Genomic DNA, 23,618 nt, shown 5'->3' with positions numbered 1-23,618 from the left:
GCGCGCGTGTGCGGCGAGAGCCGCTCATTGCCGATTATGGTTTTCGCCTTGAACGACGGCCAATATCAATTCGAGATTTACATATCGGCCGCCGATAATACGAACATCGAATCATTTCCGGTATCCGTCGTGCAGGTGAGCGACTTCAAGCCCGAAATCACCGTGCGGATCGTGCGTTCGCCTGCCATCGGCTAGATGGAGTCCGCAATGGCCGTGCTCTCACAGCGCATTGCGCAATGCTTCAAGACCATATTCGAAATCGTGTGCTGCTTTTGATGAAGGCCCCCATAAGGATATAAGAAGAGCAGCGTTCACCTGGCCATGAGCGAGCAATACAATCAGCCGTTTCACACGCCGTTCCCTGCTGCCATGCCCCGCCAGATCCGCTTGAACGCTTTCATGATGAATTGTGTCGGGCATCTTGCGCCCGGACAGTGGACCGGCCCCGCCGACAATTCAATCGGCTACCTCGATACCGACTACTGGGTCGACCTCGCAAAAGTGCTGGAACGCGGACTCTTCGACGGACTCTTCCTCGGCGACGTGACCGGCATCTACGACGTTTTCGGCGCAAGCCCCGCAGCCGCCGTTCGCACGGCCGCGCAGGTGCCGATGAACGATCCCGTCCCGCTCATTCCCCTGATGGCGCACGCCACAAAGTCGCTCGGCTTTGGCGTGACCGTCTCGGTCGCTTATGAAGCCCCCTACCTGCTTGCACGACGTTTCACGACGCTCGATCACCTGACGAAAGGACGCGTAGCCTGGAACATCGTGACGTCGTATTTGCAAAGCGGTGCCCGCAGTCTTGGCGAGACGCAACTGCGCGCGCACGACGAACGCTACGATCGCGCCGACGAGTTCCTGGAGGTTTGCTACAAGCTGTGGGAGGGGAGTTGGGCAGACGGGGCCGTGAAGCGGGACGCGGCGCGAGGCATCTACGCCGACCCGCAACAGGTTCGCCCGATCGTGCACAAGGGCCGTTACTTCCAGAGCGAAGGCATTTTCCAGTGCGAGCCGTCGCCGCAGCGCACGCCGCTGCTGTTTCAGGCCGGCGGGTCCACACGCGGCACGCAGTTTGCCGCGAAGCACGCGGAATGTATCTTCGTTGGCGCGCCCACGCGCAACGGTCTTCGCAAATCGGTCCAGGCGATCCGCGCGGCGCTCGAAGAAGCGGGACGCGCGCCCAACAGCGCGTTGCTGTTTGCAATGTGCACCGTCATCGTCGACGAAACCGCGCAACGGGCACAGGCGCGTTACGAAGCCTACCGGCAACGTGCGAGCTACGAGGGCGCACTGGCGCTGCTTTCAGGCTGGACGGGAATCGATTTGTCGCGTTACAAGCCCGAGGATACGCTGCACTATGTCGATACGGATGCGGGCCAGTCCGCGCTCGCGTCGTTCAGCAAGCTCGATCCGGATCGCGAATGGACGGTGCGTGACGCGGTCGAGTTCGTGACGATCGGCGGACGCGGCGCCGTGATCGTCGGCGATGCCGCGCAGGTCGCGGACGAACTGCAGTCGCTGGTGGAGGAAACCGGCATCGACGGTTTCAATCTCGCGTGGGTCGAATCTCCGCGCACGTTCCACGATGTCGTGGATTACCTCGTGCCCGAACTGCAGCGGCGCGGCGCATACAAGACATCTTATGAAGAAGGCACGCTGCGCGAGAAACTGCTCGGACAGGGTGCGCATCTCGAAGCGCCACACGTGGGCGCGCGCTTGCGCTTCGATTCCGGCGCGGCGTAGTGAGTACGAGCCCTTCATCCACTTCCTTTCACGGTAGAACCCCCTATGCCCCGCGTTAGCGAACCCGATCCTTCCAACTTTTCCGCCGGACTGCGTGAACGCTTCGATGCATTCACCGGTAATGGCGCACACTTCGCCGATCAGTTCTCCGTACTTTCGCACGTCGGGCCCGCGGTCGAGCATTTGCCGCGCATGCTGCTTGCACTGAAAGCGCGAAATGCGGTGCCGTACCGGTACGTCGAAATGGCGATCGTCGTGGTCTCGCTGCTGAACGACTGCGAGTACTGCGTGAGCAATCACGCACCGCGTCTCGCGATCGAAGGCGTGAGCGAGGCCGGTGCGCGCTCGTTGCTCGAGTATCGGGACCATCCGGAACTGGATGCCGTCGACAAGCTGGTGGTGGAATACGCGATCGCGGTGACCAACGCGCCGCAGCGCATTCGCGACCATGTATTCGAGCGTCTGCGCGAGCACTTCAGCGAGGCACAGATCGTCGAACTGACCTTGCGCATCGCGCTGTGCGGCTTCTTCAATCGCTTCAACCAGGCGCTGCAGATCGGCGAAGACCCGACTGCCGTGCATCCGGCTTAACCGCTCCCTTTCACCGTTTTTCACCGCTTTTCACCGTTCGTCATGTCCGATTCCACCTTCGACCGCCGTGCCTTCCTGGGTGTGGCGAGTGCCGCCCTTGCCGCACTTGCCGCTCCGCGTCTCGCATTTTCACAGGACCGTGGTCCTGTCCGCATCGGGCTGCTCGCGCCACTTACCGGCGCGGGCGGCGCCTATGGCGAAGGCATGGTCAACGCCGCGAAAAAGGCTGCGGACTTCATCAACACTGAGGGCGGCGGTGTGCTGGGCGGCCGCAAGATCGAGATCCTCGTCGAAGACGACGAAAGCAATCCGACCGCAGGCGTTGCCGCCGCACGCAAGCTGCTCGACGTCTCGAAGGTCGTGGCGATCACAGGGGTGTGGAGCAGCGCGGTTGCGATGGCGATCAAGCCGCTCACCATCGAAAAGGGCGTGCCGCTGTTCGTGACCGGCTCCGGCGACGAAGTCACGCAAGGCGACAACAAGGGCCTCGTATGGCGCTTCCAGGCGCGCGGCACCGACTGGGGCGCGGCCTTCGCGCGCGCCGCGCTGAAAGACGGCGCGCATACGGCTTCGGTGCTCGCGTTGCAAACGCCGTTCACGTTGAGCATGGTGAATCCGTTCGTCGATACCTTCAAAAAGGGTGGCGGGAAGATTCTCGACGTGGTGTATTACAACCCGGATCAGGCTTCGTATCGCGCGGAAGTGGAGAAGGTGTTCGGCAAGAAGCCCGACGCCGTGTTCCTGCCGAGCTATCTGCCGGATCTCTCGGCGATCACGCGCGAAGTCTATCGCAGCGGCTTCAGCGACTCGCGTATCTATGCGAACTCGTCGGCGGCGGACGCGGAGGGCGCATTCATCAAGAACGTCGGCAAGAGCGTGGCCGAGGGCATTCATCATATTCAGTCGATTCCGAGCGCAAGCTCGACCGCGTACAAGACCTTTGCGCAGCGGGCGAGCATTCCGGCGAACACGCTCGCAATCTTTCCTTCCAACGTGTGGGACGAGATTTCGGTGCTGGCGCTTGCGATCGAACGCGCGGGCAGTGCCGACCCCGCCGTGTTCGCGAAGTTCATCTTGCCGGTCGTCAACGGCACGGGGCCGAATCCCAAAACGGTCGAGAATCCGGTCGATGGCCTCAAGGCGCTGCGCGCGAAGCAGGCGATCGCCTACAGCGGCGCGGGGTCGAGTTTCCGCTTCACGCCGACCGGCGATCAGCTCAACCGCGAGTACGGGCACTTCGTCATCAAGAACGGCGCGAATCAACTGGTCGACACGCTCGGATGAACGACGACATTGCGTTGAGCGCCGAGCATGTCAGCGTTGCTTTCGGTGGCGTGCACGCCCTCGACGGCGCATCGCTCGGTTTGCGGGCCGGCCAGATCACCGGGCTCGTTGGGCCGAACGGCGCGGGCAAGTCGAGTCTCTTCAATGTGCTCGCGGGCACGCTGCGACCGCAGCGCGGCACGGTGATGCTGCGCGGACGCGACATCACACGGCTCGCGGTCCATGCGCGCGCGCATGCGGGCATCGGACGCACCTTTCAGCTGTCACGCGAACTGGATAGCCTCACGGTGCTCGAGAATCTGTTGCTCGCCGCGCCCGCACAGCGCGGCGAAAGTCTCGTGGGCGCAGTGTTCTCGCGCCGCAGCGTGAGGCGCGCCGAAGCGCTGGCCACGGAACAGGCGCTGTCGCTGCTCGCGCGCGTACGTCTGACACATCTGGCCGACGAACCGGCGGGGGTCCTCTCGGGCGGTCAGAAGAAGCTGCTGGAGCTATGCCGCGCGCTGATGCTCGAACCGTCCATCCTGCTGCTCGACGAACCCGCCGCGGGCGTCAATCCTGCGCTCATCGGCGAACTCGGCGAGTTCATTGTGGATCTGCGCAATGAAGGCATGACGTTCGGCATCGTCGAACACAACATGGAACTGATGGCGGCGCTGTGCGATCACGTGTATGTGCTCGCGGAAGGCCGTGTGCTGACCCAGGGCACGTTCGACGCTGTCACCGCCGATGCGCGCGTGCAGGAAGCCTGGCTCGGAGCGCCGGCATGAGCGCGGCCCTGTCACTGCAACGCGTGCATGCGGGATACGCCGGCAAGGACATTCTTCATGGCGTCGATATCGAGCTGGAGGCGGGCGGCGCGCTCACCGTCGTCGGGCCCAACGGCTCGGGCAAATCGACACTGCTCAAGGCGGTGGTCGGGCTATTGCCGCTGTCGCGTGGATCGATCGCGCTAAGCGGCAAGCCTGTCGAAGCGTTGAACGCGCTCGCGCGATCGCGTCTCGGGCTCGCGTATGTGCCGCAGGAGCGCAATGTGTTCGCCAATCTCACCGTTGGCGACAACCTGCGGCTCGGCTGGGAGTTTCTGCATCCACGCATGGAGATATCCGCACGGCGCGATCGGCTCGATTACGTTCTGCAGCTCTTTCCCGAGATCCGCGACCGCCTTGCGGCGAGCGCCGGCTTGCTGAGCGGCGGGCAGCGCCAGATGGTGGCGATCGCGTCCGCGCTGATGCAGACCCCTTCGCTGCTGGTGCTGGACGAGCCCTCAGCGGGCCTCTCGCCGCGCAACGCGGCACTGCTGTTCGAATCGATCGCGCGCATTCGCGCGACGGGCATCACGCTGCTGATGATCGAGCAGAACGTGAAGCTCGGCCTCGCAGCAGCGGATCACGGTCTCGTGCTCGTCGCGGGACAGGTTCGCCTGCTCGCGCCAGCGCAGGAACTGCTCGCCGATGACCGGCTGCATCGTCTTTACCTCGGCACGCAGCCCGGCGTGCCCGAGACTCTCTGATTACCTCGCACCATGTTGCAGATCCTTTTCAACGGTCTCGTCTCCGGCCTGCTCGTCGCACTGCCGGCACTGGCGCTGGCGCTGAGCTTCAGCATTCTGCGTTTCGCGAACTTCGCGATCGGCGCAATGCTCACGCTCGGGGCCTACGTGATCTACTTCTTCAATGTCGCGCTGGGCTGGCCAATCCAGTTCGCGGCGCTGGCCGGTATCCTGCTGGGCGGACTGATCGCGGTCGTGATCGACTGGCTGGTCTATCGCCCGTTGCGCGGCCGCTCCGGCGTGACGCTGCTGGTCGCGAGCATGGGTGTCGCGCTGGTCATGGAAAACGCGGTGCGCTTCGTGGCGGGCGGCACGCCGCTGGGCTACGACGTGGAGCCGGCGCGGCCGACGCGTTTCCCGTCGCTCGATTCGCTCGGCGGCTTGCGTGTGAATCATGAGCAGTGGCTGATCGCTGCCGTCGGTCTCGGCAGTCTCGTCGCCGTGTGGGCGCTGTTCGGCTATTCGCGTCTGGGACGGGCGATGCGGGCGGTCGCGGACAACGCGGCGCTTGCTGCGGTGCGCGGCGTCTCGCTCAACCGGACGGTGGCCGCGATGTGGTTCGTGAGCGGCGCGCTCGCCACGGCCGGCGGGCTGCTCGTCGGGCTCGACGCCACGCTCGATCCGCAAATGGGCTGGAACTACCTGTTGCCGGTGTTCGCCGCGGCGATTCTCGGCGGCATCGACAAGCCGATGGCCGCCGTGTTCGGCGCGCTCGTCATGGGCGTGGCATCCGAACTCTCGACGCTCGTCATTGCGTCGCACTACCGCACCGTGGTCGCTTTTGCCGTGCTCGCCGCGCTGCTGCTCGCACGCCCCTGGGGAGTGTTTGGGCAGGCGCGCGTTACTCGATAGGTCAAGGACATGGCGCCGTATTTTCTTTCTCTGATGATGCTGATCGCGATTGCGGGCATCGCAGCGCTCGGGCTGAACGCGCAATGGGGCCTGACGGGTCTCGTCAACTTCGGGCTCTTCGGTTTCTACATGCTGGCGGCGTACGTGTGCGCACAGCTCACGAAGATGGGTCTCAACCCGTGGCTCGCGATGGTCTTCGCCGTCGTCGTTACCGCGTTGGCGAGCGCGTGTGTCAGCCTCATCTCGATACGTCTGTCCGACGACTATCTCGCCATCGTCACGCTCGGTGCGGCGGAATGTCTGAAGCTCGTGGTGGTTCATGAGGAATGGCTCACGCGCGGAAGCCTTGGCATCTCGAACATCGCGCGGCCCGTCGCGGGCGACGCGTCGCTTCTGCTCCTCACGCTCGCGCTGCTCGCGGGCGTGTTCGTGCTATTCGAACTCGTTGCGCGCGCACCGCTCGGGCGTGCGGCCCGCGCGATCCGCGACGATCCGCTGGTCGCCGCGACGCTCGGCAAGAACGTGCTGGCGCTGCGCCTGCGTCTGTTCGCGCTGGGCGGCGGCGCGATCGGGTTGGCAGGCTGCCTGCATGCCTTTTACTACCAGTACATCGACCCGACGCAATTCGGTCCCATTCTCACCGCGTATGCGTTCATGAACGTGATCATCGGCGGCAGGGGCAGCAATCGCGGCATGCTGCTCAGCACGTTCACGGTGGTGCTGCTGCTCGAGGGCACGCGATTCCTGAACGACTACGTGACATGGTTGTCTTCGAGCCAGCTCGCGGCGTTGCGGCTCATGCTGGTCGGACTGGGGCTGATACTCGCGCTGATCTTCAAGCCCGAAGGTTTCGTGCGCGAGTACCGGCTCGAAGTCGGGCGCGGTTCGCAATCGAATCAGGCCGCTAACGGCGTAGGGGGCGGGCGCCGGAGGCGGTCGGCGGCAAGCGCGGGTGAGCGATCGGTGTGAGTGCGCAAGCGCGCAAGCGCCCACGTGCGCTCGCGCGATCAGCCGGTTTGCGCAAGCGCGGTGTCCTCGCGCCGCCGCGGCGGATTCCAGTCCCGCCCCGGCACCGATTCGAGCAGCGTGCGCGTATAGGGGTGGGCCGGCGCGGAGAATATCTCGCCCGGCGCGCCGTACTCGACGATGCTGCCGCCCTTCATGACCGCGACGCGGTCGCACAGTTGCGCCGCCACGCGCAGGTCGTGCGTGATGAACAGCATCGACAGGCCGAGTTCGTTCTTCAGCCGCGCGAGCAGCTTCAGCACCTGCGCTTGCACCGAAACGTCCAGTGCCGATACCGGCTCGTCGGCGACAAGCAGCTTGGGCTCGAGTGCGAGCGCACGCGCGAGCCCGATGCGCTGACGCTGTCCGCCGGAGAATTCATGAGGAAAGCGCGTGAGCGCGTCGGGCGCGAGACCGACCAGCGCGAACAGTTCGCGTGCGCGGGTATAGGCGCGCGCCGGCTCCACGCCGCGCGCGATCGGCCCTTGCGTGACGATGTCGCCAACGCGCCGCCGCGGGTTCAGCGAACCGTACGGGTCCTGGAACACCATCTGTACGCCGAGGCGGTGCGCGCGCGTTTCGCGGGTGCGGGCGCGGTGGGCCAGGTCGCCGCCGTAGCGGATCGCGCCGGCGTCGGGGGCGATGAGTTGCATGATGGCGCGCGCGAGCGTCGATTTTCCCGAGCCGCTTTCGCCGACGATGCCGAGCGTCGCGCCTTGCTGCACCTCGAACGAGACGTCGCGTAAGGCGGCGGTGGCTTGCGCGCGCCGGCCGCGGGCGCGGTACGTCTTCGTCAGTCCCTCGACGCTCAGCAACGCCGGCGCGGCCCCTTGCGTGAAGGGCGGCGCGGCGTCGACGCGAGCTGCCGCAGGCGCCGGTGGCACTGCGTCGATCAGCGTCTGCGTATAGGTATGACGCGGCCGGTTCAGCACTTCGCGGGCCGCGCCTTGTTCGACGACTTCGCCATGCCGCATGACCGCGATGCGATCGGCAACTTCGGCCACCACGCCGAAGTCGTGCGTGATGAACAACACTGCGGTGCCGTTGCGGCGCTGCAGGTCGCGAATCAGATGGAGGATTTGCGCTTGCGTCGTAACGTCGAGCGCCGTGGTCGGTTCGTCGGCGATCAAGAGCGCCGGTTCGAGCGCGAGCGCCATGGCGATCATCGCGCGCTGACGCTGACCGCCGGAGAGCTCGTGCGGGTAGCGGCGCAGCGCGTGTTCCGGTGTGGGAATCTGCACGGCGTCGAGCAGTTCCAGCGAGCGCGCGCGAATCTGGCCGCGGCCAAGGCGAGTGTGCGTGCGAAAGACTTCGGCAATCTGGTCGCCGATCGTGCGCAGCGGATTCAGTGCTGTCATCGGCTCCTGGAAGATCATGCCAATGCGGCTACCGCGCCAGCGGCGCAACTGCGCGTGCGGCAGTGTCAGCAAATCGGTGTCGCCACGCCACAGCAGATTGCCGCCCGTCACGCGCACGCCTTCCGGTAACAATCCCAGCAGGGCGCCGGCGGTCATCGACTTGCCGGAGCCGCTTTCTCCGACCATGCACAGCAGTTCGCCCTCGTCGAGCGAGAGCGATACGTCGCGCAACGCGTGCGGCCGGTCGGCGCCTGCGGGCAGGTCGACCGTGAGGTTGCGTACTTCGAGCAGCGTAGTCATCGCGTTTCCGGGGTTAGAGGCGCTGGCCGCCGCTTGCGTCGATTTTCTGGCCCGTGACCCAGCGGCCCTCGTGGCTTGCGAGAAAGGCGACGATGTCGGCAACGTCGTCGGGCTGGCCCACGCGGCCTAGCGCGACGGTTTGCGCGATGGCCACGCTCGCGACCGGGTCGCTCGCGTCGCGGTTCAGGTCCGTCGCGGTCGCGCCGGGCAGCACGGCGTTCACGGTGATGCCGCGGCTGCCGAGTTCGGCGGCGAGCACGAGCGTCAGCGCTTCGAGCCCGGCCTTGGCGGGCGCATAGACGCTCATGCGCGGATAGGCGGCGCGCGTGCCCATCGACGAGATGTTGACGATGCGCCCGCCGTCGCGCAGCAACGCCAACGACTGCTGGATCAGGAAGAAGGGCGTTTTCAGGTTGACCTGCATGATGCGGTCGTAGTCGACGGGCTGCACCTCGGCAATGCGTGCGCGCAAGCCCTCGCCGGCGTTGTTGACGAGGATGTCGAAGGCTTCGGGCAGGCCGCGTTCGCGCAGCGCGGCGCGCAGGCCGTCGAGCAGCACGCGCACGCCATCGGTGGTGGCGAGGTCCGCGCCTAGCACGAAGGCCTGGCCGCCTGCATCGGCGATTTCGCGTGCGACATGCTCGGCCTTTTCATGCGCGCTGCCGAAATGTACCGCGACGAACGCGCCACGCCGGCCAAGCGCAAGCGCGATCGCACGGCCGATGCCACGGCTCGCGCCCGTGACGAGCGCGACTTTGCCCGCGAGGCTCCCGGGCGCGGCATTGACGTTCAGGGCGGCGCTCATGCGAGGACTCCCGGCGCGGCCAGCTTGCCGCGACTCCAGCCGCCGGCGGCTTCCAGCTCGCGTGCGCGCTGCAGCAGCGCGTGGCGATCGACCTTGTTCGTGCCCGCCCACGGCAGTTCCGCGACGAACGCAATACGGCGCGGGTGCTGATAGGCTGGCCCGTTCGCCAGCGCATGCTGCTTGAGCGCATCGGCCGACAGCGCGCTGCCGGGCTGCCGCACGACGAAAGCCACGGGCACGGCGGCGCGTTCCTCGTCGGGCAGCGGCACAACGCTCGCCTGGCGCACTTCGGGGTGCGACTCGAGCAGTTTTTCGACCTCGACCGGATAGATGTTCTCGCCCGCGCAGACGAACATGTCGTCGGCGCGGCCTACGAAGTAGAAGAAGCCGTTCGCGTCGCGGCGCATCACGTCGCCGCTGTTGTACCAGCCGTCGTCGAGCACTTGCGCGGTCTTTTCCGGCAGCCGGTGGTAGCCATGCATCACGGCGGGATTGCGCATGAGCAGCACGCCTTCGCTTTCATCCGGGCCGTTCACGAGACGCACCGCATCGGCCGAAAGCGGGTAGCCGAGGGCAAGCGGGGGCGTGGGCAAGCCTTGCGGATGCGGCCCGAACACGCTCGGCCCGGCTTCTGTGGTCCCGTAGCCGTGGACGATGCGCGCCTGCGCGAACACCGCCTGGATGCGCTCGAACAACGCGAAGCTCATCGGCGCGGAGCCGAGCATGATGCGCCCGAGCGCGGAAAAGTCGCGGCCGGCGTAGTGCGCGGGGTCCTTCACGATGCGCGCGAACATGGTGGGGACCGCGGCGAGCACGGTAATGCGGTAGCGTTCGAGCGCATCCACGTAGGCGGGCACGTCGAAGCCTGGCTGGATCACGAGCAGGCCGTTCACCGAGAAGGCGCGCTTGGCCATGAACAGCCCGTTCATATGAAAGAGCGGCTGCGCGAGCAGATAGCGCTCCGCGCCAGGGTCGGCGGGCTTGACCCAGGTCGCCCCGAGCGCCCACAACTGGCCCGCGTGCGTGAGCGGCACCCCCTTGGGCTTGCCCGTCGAGCCCGACGTGTAGAGCATCTGCGCGACCTGGCCGGGGTTCGCGGCGACGGCTTCGAAGTCGGCTGGCGCGATGCGCGCCGCGAAGCCTTCGGGCCCGACGTCGTCGAAGTCGATCACGGGTACGCGCGCGGCCAGCGCCTCGCGGCGGTCCGTGTCGACGAACGCCAGCGCCACTTCGGCGTCCTGTAGCACGTAGTCCAGGTTCTCCTGGGACTGCTTGATGTTGATCGGAACCGCCACGAGTCCCGCCCGCATGATGCCGAAGTAGGCGATCAGATATTCGGCCCGATTCAGCGAGGCGATGGCGACATGCGTGCCAGCCTGCAACCCGCGCGCGAGGAGCGCGGCCGCCACGCCGTTCGCGAGACGGTCGACCTCGGCGTGTGTCCATGTAACGGGACGCGAGGCGTCACGCAGATCGATAATGGCGGGGCTGTCGAGATCGAGCGAGCGATCGACCAGGCTGCCGAGATTGGTCCATCGTGTCATGATCAGGAATCCTTCTTGATGAGTTTGAAAAATCGCGACCGCGCGCCTAGCGCTTGCGGAACACGGGATTGAGCGCGTCGTTCAGGCCGTCGCCGATCAGGTTGAGCGCCAGCACGACGAGCATGATCGCCATGCCGGGCTCGGCGCACAGGTACCAGGAGGACCTGATGAGCGTGCGCCCCTCGCCGATCTGGCGGCCCCAGCTCGCGAGGTTCGGGTCGCCGAGCCCGAGGAACGACACGACCGATTCATAGAGGATCGCGCCCGCTATGACGAGCGTGCCCATCACGAGCACGGGCGGCAGCGCGTTGGGGAGGATCTCGCCGAACGCAATGCGCCACGGGCTGAGTCCGACGGTGCGGCACGCCGCCACGAAGTCGCGGCTTTTGAAGCTCAGGCATTGCGCGCGCGTGAGCCGGGCGATTGCCGGCCACGAGACGAGCGCCACGGCGATCACGGTGTTTTGCAGGCGCGGGCCGAGAATCGAGACGATAGTCAGCACGAACACGACGTTGGGCACGATCTGGAACAGCTCGGTCGTGCGCATGAGAAGGGCGTCGATCCAGCCGCCGTACCACGCGGCGGCGAGGCCGATCGCGACGCCGATCAGCGTTGCGACGAGGCTGGCGCAAAGGCTCGCGAGCAGCGTGGCGCGCGCACCGTGCGCGAGCAGTGCCGCGATGTCGCGTCCGAGTGCGTCGGTGCCGAGCGGAAAGTCGTGCGTCTGGAAGGGCCAGGTCTCGGGCGCACCGACGATACGCAGCGGGTCGCCAGGATAGAGCCAGCCCGCCGCGACGGCGACGGCGACCGTGAACACAAGCAGCAGTGCGCCCAGCACCGCGCCTCGATGGCGCAGGAACTGCCGCCATGCGCCGCCGCGCGCGGGCGAGGGCTCGCGTGCAACGGGCGCGGTGCCGGCGAGCGGATCGAGCGTCGTCATGGCGCCTCCGTACGAATGCGCGGATCGAGCCGCGCGTAGAGCAGGTCAACCACGAGATTGGCGAGCACGACGAGCAGCGAGCTGAGCACGAGGATGCCCAGCACGACAGGGTAGTTTCGGCTCATCACGCTGTCGAACAGCACGCCGCCGATGCCCGGCCAGCTGAATACGGCCTCGACGACGATGCTGCCGCCGAGCACCGCGCCGAGCTGGATGCCGAGCAGCGTGAGAACGGGCAGCAGCGCGTTGCGCACCATATGGGAGAGCACGACGCGCAGGCGCGTGAGGCCCTTGGCGTAGGCGGTTCGAACGAAGTCGAGGCGGCTCACTTCGAGCATCGACGCGCGCATCACGCGCGCATAGGTGGCGGCATAAAAGAGCCCCAGCGTGGTGGCCGGCAGCACGAGGTGCCGCGCGACATCGAGCGCGGCATGCCACTGGCCCGCGAGCCCGCCGCCATAGTCGGCGCCGATGGTGGTCATCCCGCCCACGGGAAACCATTCGAGCCGCACCGAAAACAGGATGATGAGCATGATGCCGAGCCAGAAGCTCGGCGCCGCGAAACACAGCACGGCCGCGGCGGAAACGAGCGAGTCCCACCACGTGTTCACCTTGACCGCGGCGATCACACCGGCGCTTACGCCGACGAGCACCGCGATCGCGATGCTGGAGAGCATCAGCACGAGCGTGGCGGGCAGGTGCTCGACGATCACGTCGAACACCGGTTCGTTGTGCCGGTACGAGTAGCCGAGATCGAGATGCGCGACCGCGCCGATGTAATGCAGCAATTGCTGCCACAGCGGTTGATCCATGCCGTAAAGCACGCGCAGACGCTCGATCAGCGCGGGGTCGGTGACCTGCTGGTCGGCGGTCATCACGTCGAGGAAGCTGCCCGGCACCGAGTGAATCAGGAAGAAGTTGAGCACGATGACGCCCAGCAGCAGCGGAATGGCCTGCAACAGCCGGCGTACGATCAGGCGCGCGATCATGGCTGCGCCCCTCTCACGCGGCCAGCCAGACCGCGTTGAGCGAGTCGCCCTGCACGTTCGAGCTGGTGGTGAAATCGCGCACGTTCGCTCGTGCGAGCGTGAACGACTGCATTTCGACGAGCGGCACGATCGGCACCTCGGTCGAGGCGAGGCGCGCGAAGTCGTGCGCGAGCTGCTTGCGCTTGTCGGGGTTCGTCTCGGTGCTGAGTTTGTCGACGAGCGCATCCATGGCCGGATTCGAATAGCCGGTCGCGTTACGGAACGCCGCGCCCTTCACGATGCCATCGGTCGTGAAATATTGCGTGACTACCGGCACCGGTTCGAGCGGCGCGGTGAAGTTCGAAATGGCGATGTCGTAGTCGTAGTCGGTGTAGATGCGCTTGAGCGCGGTCGCGCGGTCAACGGAATCGAGCCTCACCTTCACGCCAACGTCTTCGAACGCCTGCTTCAGGTACTGGCCGAGCTTCGCGTTCTCCTCGAACCACGCGGCCGCGAGCAGGTTCACGGTGAAGCGACCGCCCTCGCGGTTCGGCAGCCCCGCCGCGTCGAGCAGCGCGCCTGCGCGCTTCGGGTCGAAGGGGTAATGGGGCACGTCGTCGGTGAAGAAGAGCGGATTGCTGTGAAAGATCGGCGAGACGGCGGGGCGGCCGCGCCCGAAGTAGATCGTGTCGACGATGAACTTGCGGTCGATGGCATGCAGCAACGCCTGGCGGACTTCACGGCGCTGCACGTTGGCGCGGCGCTGGTTGAACTCGACCGTGACCGTCCACGCGGAATCTTCGTAGCCCCTGGTATCGACGACCACCTTGCCGGTTTTCACGAGCCGGTCGATATCGCGCACCGGCACCGGGTTTGAGTACGCGAGTGCAAGCTCACCGGTTTCGAGTGCTGCCGAACGCGAGGCGGAGTCGCCCCACCACGAGACGACCAGCTTGTCGAGATACGGCTGACCCGCGCCCCAGTATTGATCGTTGCGCCGGTACTCGACGTGGCTGCCGCGCACCCACTCGCCGTATTTCCACGCGCCAGTACCGACCGGCGCGTTGTTCAGCGGATTCGTGAGGATTTCCTTGCCGGCATAGCGGTGCTTCGGCAGCAGCACCTGGTACTGACCCGCGAGCACCGATTTCAGGAAGAAGTCGGGCACGGGCCGCGTGAAGCGCAGTTCGACCGTGAGCGGATCTAGGGCCTTTGCGCTTTGCAGCGTCTTGAGCGCGATGCCCGCGGAAATGGGCTTCCAGTATTCGAGCACATTGAAGACGACGTCGTCCGCCGTGAACGGCTGGCCGTCGTGCCAGCGCACGTTCGGGCGCAGCTTGATGGTGTAGGTCTGGAAGTCGGGCGAAGCGCTCACACTCGTGGCGAGCACCGGCTGGAACGCAAGCGTGCTGTCGAGCTTGAGCAGGCGCTCGAGGATCTTCGTGGACGTCTGCAGCGGGCTGGAGCCGCCGCCGCCGGGCACGAACAGCGCCTGGGGTTCAAGTCCGCCCCAGCTCGCCACCAGCGCGCCGCCGCGTCTGGGCGCGACGGTTTGCGGGGCGGGCGTGGCCGCGATGGCGCGGCCCGCCGTGGCGAGACCGCCGATGCCGCTAACGCCGGCACCGGCCGCGAGCGCGCCGCGAGCGGTCAAGGAAAGAAAGGAGCGTCGGGAGTAGGGCGGATTCTTCTTCATGACGAAATGGGGCGACCCGCACGGGCCGGCGTAGCGTGGGTTCTGGAGGGATCGCGAGCCGTCGTGGTCTCACGCGGTGGCGTAGCTGGCGCGGCCGATGGCCAGCAGCACACCTTTGTCGTTGTAGAGTTCGACGTCGGCCACACTCACGCTGCGGCCGAGGCGTCGTACGGTGGCGACGGCCTCGATGCCGGTCTCGATGGCGGGCCGCAAATAGTCGACGCAGAAGTTGATGGTGGGCAGACCGCGCCCGACCAACATGCCGACCGCGAAGTCGCCGACGGTATCGATGATCGCCGCGAGGGGGCCGCCATGCCATTGACCCGTGCCCGCGCCCCGCTCGAAACCGGGCTGAAACGGTATGTGTACGCGCAGCGCCTGCGCTTCGTGGTCGGCCCCGGTCACGCGCATGCGCAGCGAGGCGATGTAGGGTGAACGGTCGAACGCCTGCTGGATCTGCTCGATCGTGAGGATGTCGCGCGCTTCGCTCATGACGCCACCAGCACCTTGCCGACCACTTCGCGGTTTTCGAGCGTCGCCAGTGCCTGCGCGCCTTCTTCCAGCGGCCACTTCCGGTCGATCAGCACGCGCAACTGGCGACGCTGAACGAGATCGAGCAGTTCGTGAAGGTCTTCGCGCTCCCAGCCGTTCGAGCCGCGAATCTGCAATTCGAAAGTCCAGATGTAACGGATATCTTCAGGCGGGGCATAGCCCGCGGTCGCTCCGCAGGTGAGCAGGCGCCCGCCAAGACGCAGGCAGCGCAGCGAACGCGTCCAGGTGTCGCCGCCGGTGAAGTTCACGACCACGTCCACGCCGCCGCGTTGCGCGGCGTTGCGTCGCCGCGCGGGCTTGCCGAACTTCGCGTGTACCGCCCGCATGAAGTCTTCTTCGGTGTACAGAATGACGTGATCCGTGCCGAGATCGCGCAGGCGCTGTGCCTTTTCCGGCGAACCCGCGCAAGCGATCACTTCCGCGCCCGCGAGCTTCGCGAGCTGCACCGCGCACACGCCTACGCCGCCGCTCGCGCCGAGAATCAGCACGCGCTCGCCGGCCTCGATCTGGCCGATGCGGCGCATCATGCGCAGTGCGGTGCCGTAGGCGACCGGCAATGCGGCCGCTTCGTCGAAGCTCACATCGTCGGGCAAGCGGATCAGCTGATGCGCCGGCACGCGGCACAGTTCGGCCAGGCCACCGTGCGTGGTTTCGCCGACGAGGCCGCCGTCGACGCGATCGATGGGGTCGACGAGCACGCGATCGCCTGGCCGCCAGTCGCGCACGCCTTCGCCGACCGCGACGATTTCGCCCGCCACGTCGAGCCCGATAATGACGGGAAAGGGCAGATTGATGCCGGGCATGCCACGCCGTGTGAACACGTCGTGGTAGTTCAACGAAGCGGCTTTCACGCGGAGCACGACATCACCGGGACCGGCCGCCGGATCGGGGAACGCAGTTTCGAGCCGCAGCTTGTCGAGGCCGCCGTGCTCGCGCAAAACAATAGCTTTCATGATGGAGACGAAAACGTGGATAACTTCGAAGTACGATGAATATTGGTTACCAGCGAGCGAGCCCGTCTAGCGTTTGCGCCGTGATGGCGAGGCCATGCCGGATCACGCTGTCGCGCCAAAGCGAAGAAACGGGTACGAACGCATCGAGCAGATCGGCGCGCAGTTGTGCGTCGCGCTCGGGTTCGGGTGCTTGCGGGGCGCGAAAACGCAGCCACTGGTCGAGCCGCGACGCGAGGCTCACATTCGGCCCGCGCGTGCCGAACTCGACCACGGCGCCGGCCATCGGCCGTCCCGCGAGAAACCGCTCGACGCCGCGGAACACAAGCCCGCGATAGTCGGGCCGCGCGAGACCGTGCGGGCGCTGACCCAGCACGCGCCCGGCGCCCCACCATTGCGCGGCGCGCTGCTGAAGCTCGCTGCCTTCCGCGTTGAAGCAGAGAAAAAACGGCTCGCCGTATTCGCCGATGCCGGTATGCCAGTCGATGAACGCCACGCGCTGTGCGTGCGCCAGATGGTCCTCGACCACACGCTGCAGCGTGAGGTTCGACCATTCGCGTTCGCGGCCGCCGTAGATCAGACCGTCAGCGTGTGTGTACTGACCGCTCGCGAGCGTGTTGAAGAGGGCGTCGGCGCCGTGTGTGTCGCGAAAGCGGTCGGTTGCCGCTTTCGCGGCCGCGAGCGTGTCGTGGTCCCAGCGCGGCGGAATCAGCCACTCGTGCAGCGCTGCGTAATGCGGATTGTGCGGATGCGGCTCGTCGTGATCGACGAAATTGCGATTCAGGTCGACGTTGTTTTCGGTGGTGCGCGAAGCGTGCGCGAAACCGTAAGGGTTGAGGCCGTGTACGAGCGTGACGGCGACATCGGGCGGCAGGCTGGCTGCCGCGTTCTCAAGCCACGCAATCTGCACAGCCGAGCCCGCGGCGCCTTCAAGACCGTGCGTACCGCTGATAGCGAGAAGCTGCTTTGGCGCGTGCTGCGCTCCGAGACGCGCGACGTCGATGCTGAGCGCGATGCCGCCCGGTCCGCTTGCATGCGGATGCCGGTAGCTCGCGAGTTGCGCGCCAGCGCGTTGGGCGCTGGCGACGAACCGTTCGCGCGCCGAAGCATAGTCGGGAGCGAAGTAATGCCAAAAGGCGGCTGCCTCGCTCATGCCGCGCCGCCTTCGACGAAGCGCAGCGCAACGCCCGCGGCGTGCGCGGCGGCAACGCGCACGGAGCCGTCCGCGATCGTGGCAAAAGCGACGTCATTGCGCTCGAACAATTGGCGCAGGGCATCGAGCGAGCGAACGCGAAGATCGAGCGCCACATAACGTTCACTGCCGTCTTGCGTGGCCGCGACCGCGCCGTAGCGACGTTCTGCCTCGGCGGGCGTGACGAACTCGACTGTCGCTCGCCCGGCCGGCAGGCGATAGTGATCGTTGCCGGCACGCTCGACGATGCCGGGCCCGAACAGCCGCTCATAAAGGTCCGCGATCTGCTCAGGTGCAGGCGCAGCGACGACGAAACCGACAATATCCGTCACGCCGTTCGGATGGCGCCGGTCCTCGTCGCGCCACACGAGTTGCGGCGTGAAGTGATGGCAGAAGAACGTGCGGCCGTTGCGTACCAGCTCGGCGCCCAGACGCACGGTGCGAAAGCGTGCGTCCTGTGCGCCGTCCGGCAGTTGAACGGGTCTGAAAAATTCGGCGGGCGGCTCGACGGCAATGCCGCGCGCGGTGATCGCTTCATGCAGCGCGAGCGAATCGTCGGTCTTGAACACGAGCCCGGACAGGCCGGGGGGCGCGTTGACAATGTCGGGACGGTCCACGCTCTTGCCGTGCTCGAAGCCGAGGAGTTCCAGATAGTTCTCGCCGAAGATGGCGAGGTGGTTGCTCGACCCAAGCGAATGATGACCGCGCGCGGTCAGCGCGAAGCCGAGCTTGCGATACGTGTGCGAGGCGTCGTCGAGCTGGTCCTTGACGTTGACGACGACGTGATCGAGAACGGGGGCGGGGATGCGGCTCATCGTGGTGAGGGTCTCCTGTGGGCAGCGGCGGAACGCACGCCACGTAGCCCACTGCGATTGCGTCAGATGGAAGGTCGCTGAAGAGTGTAGTGACGGCTCGGTCCGCAACAAACCAACCTATCGTGATTTGCTCAGCGCGATTCGTTCGAATGTGGGCAGCTCACTTGTGTGCGGCGTGCCGTGGGTTGTGTCATACGTTTTGTTCCGCCAGCGTTGATCAAATATAGAGGAATCCAAATCAACATCGCAGTAGATGAATGACCCGCTTCACGGATCATCGCTTTGCGCTGAGGTGCCCACGATCCGCTTGCCCGTCGTAAAGCTTAGACAAATAACTTGTTTTGAAAAGGAATGTGGAGTGCCTAGACTCGGTGCCCGCGGATTCGGCAAGGCAGCACTTTGCTGATCGCCGCCGCATCTTCATGCCGGTCCGCTGCACTTACACACGCACGTTGTCGACTAGTCCACAATCACCGAAGAACTCATCGCAGATGAAATTCAACAAGTTCAGCGCAGCGGCTCTCTCGCTCGGCCTCGTTGCCGGCGCCGCGCACGCGCAAAGCAGCGTCACCCTTTACGGCATTGTCGATGCCGGCTTCCTGTACAACAACAACGTGAAGGGCGGGGCGCTGTACGGCCTGTCGTCCGGCACGTCGTCGCGCTGGGGCCTGCTCGGCGCCGAGGATCTCGGCGGCGGCCTCAAGACAATTTTCGATATCGAAAACGGCTTCACGGTGGGTACCGGCGCACTGGGGCAGGGCGGCCTGCTGTTCGGACGCAAGGCATTCGTGGGCCTGAGCAGCGTGACGTGGGGTACCGTCACCGCCGGGCGGCAGTACTCGGCCAGCAACGACGCAACAAGCTCGTTTGCATCGGGTGCGGACTGGGCCGCTTCGGGACTCGGTTACGGCACGCGCGCTGCCGACGTCGACAACGTCGATACGTCCAACCGCATCCAGAACGCCGTGAAGTACACGAGCCCGAACGTCGGCGGCTTCACGCTCGGCGTGCTCTACAGTTTCGGCAACGTTGCCGGCAACTTCGGCCAGAACTCCGTCAAGGACGTGGCGCTCGCGTATGCCAACGGGCCCGTCAAACTAGGCGCGAGCTACATGTTCACGAAGGACCCGTACTACGCGACCTTCGGCAATCAGGGGAACTCCTCGACCTCCGCCACCGGCACCAACAACAACATGCCAAGCCGCATTTTTGGCGGCTATGCGTCGGCCGGTTCCCAGCAGATCGTGACTGCGGGCGGCTCGTACGTGCTCGGGACGGTAACGGTGGCGGTGCTGTATTCGAACACGCAGTTCCAGAATCTCGGCGAGGTCAACGCCGGCGGAAGCTACGGCACGCAATACCATGGTGGTACGGCCACGTTCAATTCGGGAGAACTGAACGTCAAGTACGCAGTCAATCCCAGCCTGACGCTTGCCGCAGCCTATATCTATACCCACAACAGCGGCGCCGGCAACTACGACAGTGCCCACTACAACCAGGTGAACCTGGGCGCGACCTACGCGATCACGAAGCGCACGTCGCTCTATGCGGATGGCTTCTATCAAGCTGCTGCGGGGACGGATTCGACCGGCAAGGCCGCCGTGGCGAACTTCAGCGGCTCGACGTACTCGAGCACGAGCCACGCGGTTGCGGCCATTTTCGGGATGACGCATCGCTTCTAGGCGACAGGCGCTCTCAAGCCGGCACCGTTATTTGCTTATATCGATCCGTCGGTTCACGCGCGTGAACCGCATGGATACGATCATGGGGTCTTCTCCGGGACACCCTGAAGTGGAGTTACCCGCCGCGCACAACGTGGCGGTTTTTTATATTGGATCGATCATCGCAACGGTTTATGTGCGCGACGCTGTGTTCGAGCAACGCGAATCCTGAATCCAGGGCGCCGGAAAATAACGATTTGCGCAAACCATATGTGCTTTGCGTTGAATCGAAGCACGCTGGCGCGAAGCACAGCGTGATGACGAAGTGAGGCTCACGCTGATTTGCTATCGCCAAAGCATTCTTTGGCTCCGCGCGATTCGCGCACAGCTATGAAAGGCCGCGGGCGCTCCTGTCCGCCTGTGTGCTCACGGAAACCTTCATGCGATACAAGGGATACAACGTCGAACCGTCCGCGCATGCGTTGCCAAGCGGACGCTATGCGGCGAACCTGACCATCGAGAACAGCTCGCCCGCGCTTGAATCGTCGTTTTGTTTCGAAGCGCTCGATTACTTTTTCGAGGCCGATCACGCCGTCGCGCACGCCTCACGCTGGGCTCGACTATGGATTGATCAGCGCGGCAAGCCGGCTGCGAGATGAGAGAGCGGATCGGCCACAGCTGCGATTTTTCCGCGCGAGCGTCGTGAATCGGCGCTGCACTGTGAGATCGCGATCGAACAGCGCGCGCGGTGTGCCTTGTCTTGCCCATTTCGCCGCGTCGGCGTTGCTGCCTTGATCGAGCATTTCCTGATGCGGAAAAGCACAGCAGATTGCTGGGCGCGAGACCCTAACTGGACCGCAGTCGCGCCTCCTTGGCGTTGCATCCGCTTCTGCACTTTTCTTGGGTTCCTCGGCGTCGACTTGTCCGGTAGCCGATCGCCGTGGGTCTTGTGGCCGGAGCCCGTCAGACCAATCGAGCGGCCAAGTAACCCCCCCAAAAAATGTCAGTGGCGGTCACTCACTGGGCGATTTCCGATCTTTCCTTGCACTGACGCAAAATACTGTATAAATTAACAGTATGTGTTTACGTCCAGTAGGAGCGTCGCATGAAATCGCCAATCCGCATTGTGAACGACGAAGACCGTCAGGCGTTTGAATGGCTGCTCGCAAATGTAGGTGCGGATCGCGTTGCGGCGGCGGCCCAACGGCTTGCTGGCGGAGGAAAGCGGCCGTTCGTTTCCGCGCTGTGCCGCTACCTGGGTGCGTGGCCTCCTTCTGCACGTCGTACCCGCAAGATCGAGCCCGTCCATACGGCCGTCGGCGACCTGCATCTGGCGCGCATACGCGAGCTGCTTGCGCAACGCAATGCGGTGAAAGTTGGCGCACATTGATCTGCCAACTCACCTTGGTTTTGATTTGCATCAGAGCACAGCATTGGCCAAACGCTTACGTTGACTTCTCATCGCGGCGCTGTCTTGTTTGACGTCTTGCGTCATCCCCGCTGCAAAACCTGTGGTTCGCCCTTTCTTGTCTGACTGGCTTAAGTCCAATCTGACAAGTCAATTTTCCGCATGCCTGTTCGAAACTCGCCTCCGTCATAGTTCGGGGTCAACGAGTTTGCGTAATGAATTGGGGAAACTCCTGACTCAATCCCTGGTCATCTCGCGGATTTAACAAAGTTAGAATGAAGGCTCTAGATCGACGCCGGCATTCGTCTCTGAACGGGCAACGTCTCTTGCGTTGCGAAGCCATACATCAAGCGCGGTCGATACAGACATAACGATTGATGAAATACACGGGGGATAAATTAGTATGTCTAATCAACAATTCGCAACCGGGGAAAGCGGACCATGGGCCGCAAATATCACTACGATGAGCGCTCATCTGTTCGACGGTTTTTGTGAACTGGCACGCCTGAATCTCGCGACTTGCAGGTCGATATTCGCTGGGTCCCGAGAGCATTTCGAAGGCATCTTGTCGGCGCAGACGCCGGAGCAACTGGTCCGCAACCAGGTCGATATATTGCCGTGGGTCGCTTCGCAGACGGCTGGCTACACGCGCGCATATATGGAAATCGCGGCGGAAACTGCGGCAAAGCTGAGATAGCGCGCATCGCGTTCGAGCGACGAGTGCGCTCACTGGCGCGATCCAATGCGAAGCAGAAAAAAGCGGGATCATGCGGGAGGGAAATAACATGTTGAGCCCCCACGAACTTGCCACGTTGATGCTGATAAAGAATGCGCCCGGGCGTATCGAGCCGGACCGCGAGGAACTCTGGGCGCTTCGCGACCTTCATCTGGTTATTGTCGATACGCCCGATTCGGGTTTCCCAACGCCCCGAGTGACGCCGCAAGGCGATGCGCTTCTGAGAGCGGTTGCCCGAGTGCGCTGATTGGCGGTCGAGACCGCATAGCCTGTCACATGAACCGGCTATATTCAGAGTGCGTTGCTCACAAATGGGTTGCGATCCGCATGGATCTGAGGAGGCTGACGTGGACCAGTCCTGGCTGGGTATGGCTGCCGGCACGATCGTGCTTGTGATAGCCGCAGTTAGTGTCACCGCTCACTACCGCCGCGAACGGCGCCGGGCCGATTTGCTGCGCAATCTCGATCACCACGATTGGTGTCGCTGGACACGCGTTCGACGCTGAGCCGCCTCGTGCTGCGTTATGGCGCTGCGGGCAGAGGTCTTCAATCGATGCCCATTTGCTTAGGATAATTGATCGATTGCCTACGCTCGACCGGTGTGTCCGCCGACGACATGCTACGATCGACGGCATCTCACTTCAATTTGTGCGAGCCATGGCGACGTTGTATGACTTGCTGGGCGTAAGCGACGACGCGAGCGACGCGGACATCAAGCGGGCCTACCGCAGGGCCGCGATGAAAGCGCATCCCGACCGTAATATGGGACGCGAAGCCTCTGCCCATGCGCAGTTCCAGGAGATCACGGAGGCTTACGCGATTCTTTCCGATCCGGTGCAGCGCAGCGTCTATGACGCGGTCTATGCCGAGGAGATGGGGCGCCTTGCCCGTGAGCAGGAGGAACAGGCGCGTTTGCAGGAGGCGGCGCGCCAGGAGGCGTACGCGCGTTACGTGGCCGTGGCCATGCGCTTTGCCGAGCAGGGCTACAACCGCGACGTCGTGTTTGGCGCACTGCTCGCAGGCGATTGCGAAACCCAGTTGGCCGGGCGTATTGCCGACGGTGCGCTCGCGCTGCACCTTTCGCGTCAGGCGGACAACGCCACGCCGCGCGAAACCGGGGAACCGGACGAGGCAATGCAGCCATCTGCAACGCATCGTGCAGGCGACGAAGCGTCGCAAAATGCCGACGATCGCCGTCACGCAAACCTCTTTAGTGCGATCTGGCACGGTATGTTCGGGTTGCATCCCTGATCCTGAACCCGTGCCAAATTCAGGCGCATGTGCAGGAGCAGGGGTACGATAGTGAGTGAAACATTACTCAGCGTGGTCACCCTATGACTTCGAACTCACATGCCTCCCACGATGTCGACACAGAGGCGTTGGCTACCTTGTCAGAGTATCTGGAGCTTGCACTCGACAAGGGGGGAAGCCTGATTCTCGTTCGCACGCCTGGCGGCAAAAGCGAGGTGTATCTGGGTGACCCCGCTCTGTTGCAGGAGGAGTGGGCGCACCTTGGCGCAATTCCAGAGCCGGTGGCCCGGGCGATACTGGAGGGCACGCGCTCCGGGCTCAACGAACTGACTATCCAGGCGCAAAGCTATCGTTTTGTACGGTTGTTCGCTCAGGTCGCCGACGTGGGGGCAGTCGTCTTCGTCGCAGCCTGACCGAT

General features: G+C 64.6%; 26 protein-coding genes. 16 read left to right on the top strand and 10 right to left on the bottom strand.

Translation table 11 applies throughout. The features are described from left to right. Positions 1-48 precede the first annotated feature (48 nt). The 8 genes from U5A57_RS12340 to U5A57_RS12305 all read left to right on the top strand — a co-directional run bounded on the left by U5A57_RS12340 (position 49) and on the right by U5A57_RS12305 (position 6,991). Positions 49-195: a hypothetical protein gene (locus U5A57_RS12340; protein ID WP_321911171.1), complete on the top strand. Its 147-nt coding sequence runs from the start codon at positions 49-51 to the stop codon at positions 193-195. A 174-nt stretch (positions 196-369) separates the two neighbouring features. After that, positions 370-1,746 carry an LLM class flavin-dependent oxidoreductase gene (locus U5A57_RS12335; RefSeq protein WP_415774613.1) on the top strand — a complete coding sequence of 459 codons (1,377 nt, stop codon included), beginning with the start codon at positions 370-372 and terminating at the stop codon, positions 1,744-1,746. Positions 1,747-1,791: 45 nt separating this feature from the next. Continuing rightward, entirely contained in the window at positions 1,792-2,337 is a 546-nt protein-coding gene (locus U5A57_RS12330; RefSeq protein ID WP_321911168.1) for a carboxymuconolactone decarboxylase family protein, read from the top strand. Positions 2,338-2,379: 42 nt separating this feature from the next. After that, the gene (locus U5A57_RS12325; RefSeq protein WP_321911166.1) at positions 2,380-3,621 is read left to right on the top strand and encodes an ABC transporter substrate-binding protein; all 1,242 of its coding nucleotides are present in this window, start codon (positions 2,380-2,382) and stop codon (positions 3,619-3,621) included. Then, positions 3,618-4,388, top strand: coding sequence for an ABC transporter ATP-binding protein (locus tag U5A57_RS12320; RefSeq protein WP_321911164.1), 771 nt, complete (start codon positions 3,618-3,620; stop codon positions 4,386-4,388). The genes U5A57_RS12325 and U5A57_RS12320 overlap by 4 nt, the downstream gene beginning before the upstream one ends. After that, on the top strand, positions 4,385-5,131 hold the full coding sequence (locus U5A57_RS12315) for an ABC transporter ATP-binding protein (RefSeq protein WP_321911163.1): 747 nt from the start codon (positions 4,385-4,387) through the stop codon (positions 5,129-5,131). The genes U5A57_RS12320 and U5A57_RS12315 overlap by 4 nt, the downstream gene beginning before the upstream one ends. A 12-nt stretch (positions 5,132-5,143) precedes the next feature. Then, positions 5,144-6,022 carry a branched-chain amino acid ABC transporter permease gene (locus U5A57_RS12310; protein ID WP_321911161.1) on the top strand — a complete coding sequence of 293 codons (879 nt, stop codon included), beginning with the start codon at positions 5,144-5,146 and terminating at the stop codon, positions 6,020-6,022. A 9-nt stretch (positions 6,023-6,031) separates the two neighbouring features. Further along, positions 6,032-6,991 carry a branched-chain amino acid ABC transporter permease gene (locus U5A57_RS12305; RefSeq protein ID WP_321911160.1) on the top strand — a complete coding sequence of 320 codons (960 nt, stop codon included), beginning with the start codon at positions 6,032-6,034 and terminating at the stop codon, positions 6,989-6,991. A gap of 38 nt (positions 6,992-7,029) precedes the next feature. Here U5A57_RS12305 and U5A57_RS12300 read toward each other — a convergent pair whose 3' ends face one another. The 10 genes from U5A57_RS12300 to U5A57_RS12255 form a co-directional block, all read right to left on the bottom strand. After that, positions 7,030-8,685, bottom strand: coding sequence for an ABC transporter ATP-binding protein (locus U5A57_RS12300; RefSeq protein ID WP_321911157.1), 1,656 nt, complete (start codon positions 8,683-8,685; stop codon positions 7,030-7,032). Between the two features lie 13 nt (positions 8,686-8,698). Further along, complete coding sequence (locus tag U5A57_RS12295; protein WP_415774612.1) at positions 8,699-9,478, bottom strand: SDR family oxidoreductase; 780 nt, start codon at positions 9,476-9,478, stop codon at positions 8,699-8,701. 8 nt (positions 9,479-9,486) lie between these two features. After that, positions 9,487-11,034 carry a class I adenylate-forming enzyme family protein gene (locus tag U5A57_RS12290; protein ID WP_321911154.1) on the bottom strand — a complete coding sequence of 516 codons (1,548 nt, stop codon included), beginning with the start codon at positions 11,032-11,034 and terminating at the stop codon, positions 9,487-9,489. A 46-nt stretch (positions 11,035-11,080) separates the two neighbouring features. After that, entirely contained in the window at positions 11,081-11,974 is an 894-nt protein-coding gene (locus U5A57_RS12285; RefSeq protein WP_321911152.1) for an ABC transporter permease, read from the bottom strand. Next, on the bottom strand, positions 11,971-12,963 hold the full coding sequence (locus U5A57_RS12280; protein ID WP_321911150.1) for an ABC transporter permease: 993 nt from the start codon (positions 12,961-12,963) through the stop codon (positions 11,971-11,973). The genes U5A57_RS12285 and U5A57_RS12280 overlap by 4 nt, the downstream gene beginning before the upstream one ends. Before the next feature lie 13 nt (positions 12,964-12,976). Next, on the bottom strand, positions 12,977-14,635 hold the full coding sequence (locus U5A57_RS12275; protein ID WP_321911148.1) for an ABC transporter substrate-binding protein: 1,659 nt from the start codon (positions 14,633-14,635) through the stop codon (positions 12,977-12,979). 69 nt (positions 14,636-14,704) lie between these two features. Continuing rightward, a complete protein-coding gene (locus U5A57_RS12270; protein WP_321911147.1) occupies positions 14,705-15,127 on the bottom strand; it encodes a PaaI family thioesterase in 423 nt (140 codons plus the stop codon). Beyond that, the gene (locus U5A57_RS12265) at positions 15,124-16,140 is read right to left on the bottom strand and encodes a quinone oxidoreductase family protein (RefSeq protein ID WP_321911145.1); all 1,017 of its coding nucleotides are present in this window, start codon (positions 16,138-16,140) and stop codon (positions 15,124-15,126) included. Before U5A57_RS12265 ends, U5A57_RS12270 begins: the two co-directional genes overlap by 4 nt. 46 nt (positions 16,141-16,186) lie before the next feature. Further along, positions 16,187-17,290 carry a M14 family metallopeptidase gene (locus U5A57_RS12260; RefSeq protein WP_321911143.1) on the bottom strand — a complete coding sequence of 368 codons (1,104 nt, stop codon included), beginning with the start codon at positions 17,288-17,290 and terminating at the stop codon, positions 16,187-16,189. Next, positions 17,287-18,144: a VOC family protein gene (locus U5A57_RS12255; RefSeq protein WP_321911142.1), complete on the bottom strand. Its 858-nt coding sequence runs from the start codon at positions 18,142-18,144 to the stop codon at positions 17,287-17,289. Before U5A57_RS12255 ends, U5A57_RS12260 begins: the two co-directional genes overlap by 4 nt. A gap of 491 nt (positions 18,145-18,635) precedes the next feature. Here U5A57_RS12255 and U5A57_RS12250 point away from each other — a divergent pair, with 491 nt between their 5' ends. The 8 genes from U5A57_RS12250 to U5A57_RS12215 all read left to right on the top strand — a co-directional run bounded on the left by U5A57_RS12250 (position 18,636) and on the right by U5A57_RS12215 (position 23,613). Further along, positions 18,636-19,826: a porin gene (locus tag U5A57_RS12250; protein WP_321911141.1), complete on the top strand. Its 1,191-nt coding sequence runs from the start codon at positions 18,636-18,638 to the stop codon at positions 19,824-19,826. A 70-nt stretch (positions 19,827-19,896) separates the two neighbouring features. Further along, positions 19,897-20,037, top strand: coding sequence for a hypothetical protein (locus U5A57_RS12245; protein ID WP_321911140.1), 141 nt, complete (start codon positions 19,897-19,899; stop codon positions 20,035-20,037). Positions 20,038-20,245: 208 nt separating this feature from the next. Continuing rightward, positions 20,246-20,464, top strand: coding sequence for a hypothetical protein (locus U5A57_RS12240; protein WP_321911139.1), 219 nt, complete (start codon positions 20,246-20,248; stop codon positions 20,462-20,464). A 446-nt stretch (positions 20,465-20,910) separates the two neighbouring features. Further along, positions 20,911-21,195: a hypothetical protein gene (locus tag U5A57_RS12235; protein WP_321911138.1), complete on the top strand. Its 285-nt coding sequence runs from the start codon at positions 20,911-20,913 to the stop codon at positions 21,193-21,195. Positions 21,196-21,616: 421 nt separating this feature from the next. Beyond that, positions 21,617-21,910: a TIGR01841 family phasin gene (phaP, locus tag U5A57_RS12230; protein ID WP_321911136.1), complete on the top strand. Its 294-nt coding sequence runs from the start codon at positions 21,617-21,619 to the stop codon at positions 21,908-21,910. 88 nt (positions 21,911-21,998) lie between these two features. Next, entirely contained in the window at positions 21,999-22,196 is a 198-nt protein-coding gene (locus tag U5A57_RS12225; protein ID WP_321911134.1) for a hypothetical protein, read from the top strand. 161 nt (positions 22,197-22,357) lie between these two features. Continuing rightward, positions 22,358-23,200, top strand: a complete 843-nt coding sequence (locus U5A57_RS12220; protein WP_321911132.1) for a J domain-containing protein — start codon at positions 22,358-22,360, stop codon at positions 23,198-23,200. A 137-nt stretch (positions 23,201-23,337) separates the two neighbouring features. Continuing rightward, a complete protein-coding gene (locus U5A57_RS12215) occupies positions 23,338-23,613 on the top strand; it encodes a hypothetical protein (RefSeq protein ID WP_321911131.1) in 276 nt (91 codons plus the stop codon). Positions 23,614-23,618 lie beyond the last annotated feature (5 nt).

Origin of the sequence: Paraburkholderia sp. J11-2 (genome assembly GCF_905220185.1) — a bacterium.
Lineage (GTDB): Bacteria > Pseudomonadota > Gammaproteobacteria > Burkholderiales > Burkholderiaceae > Paraburkholderia.
This window is presented reverse-complemented; position numbering and strand designations above follow the sequence as displayed.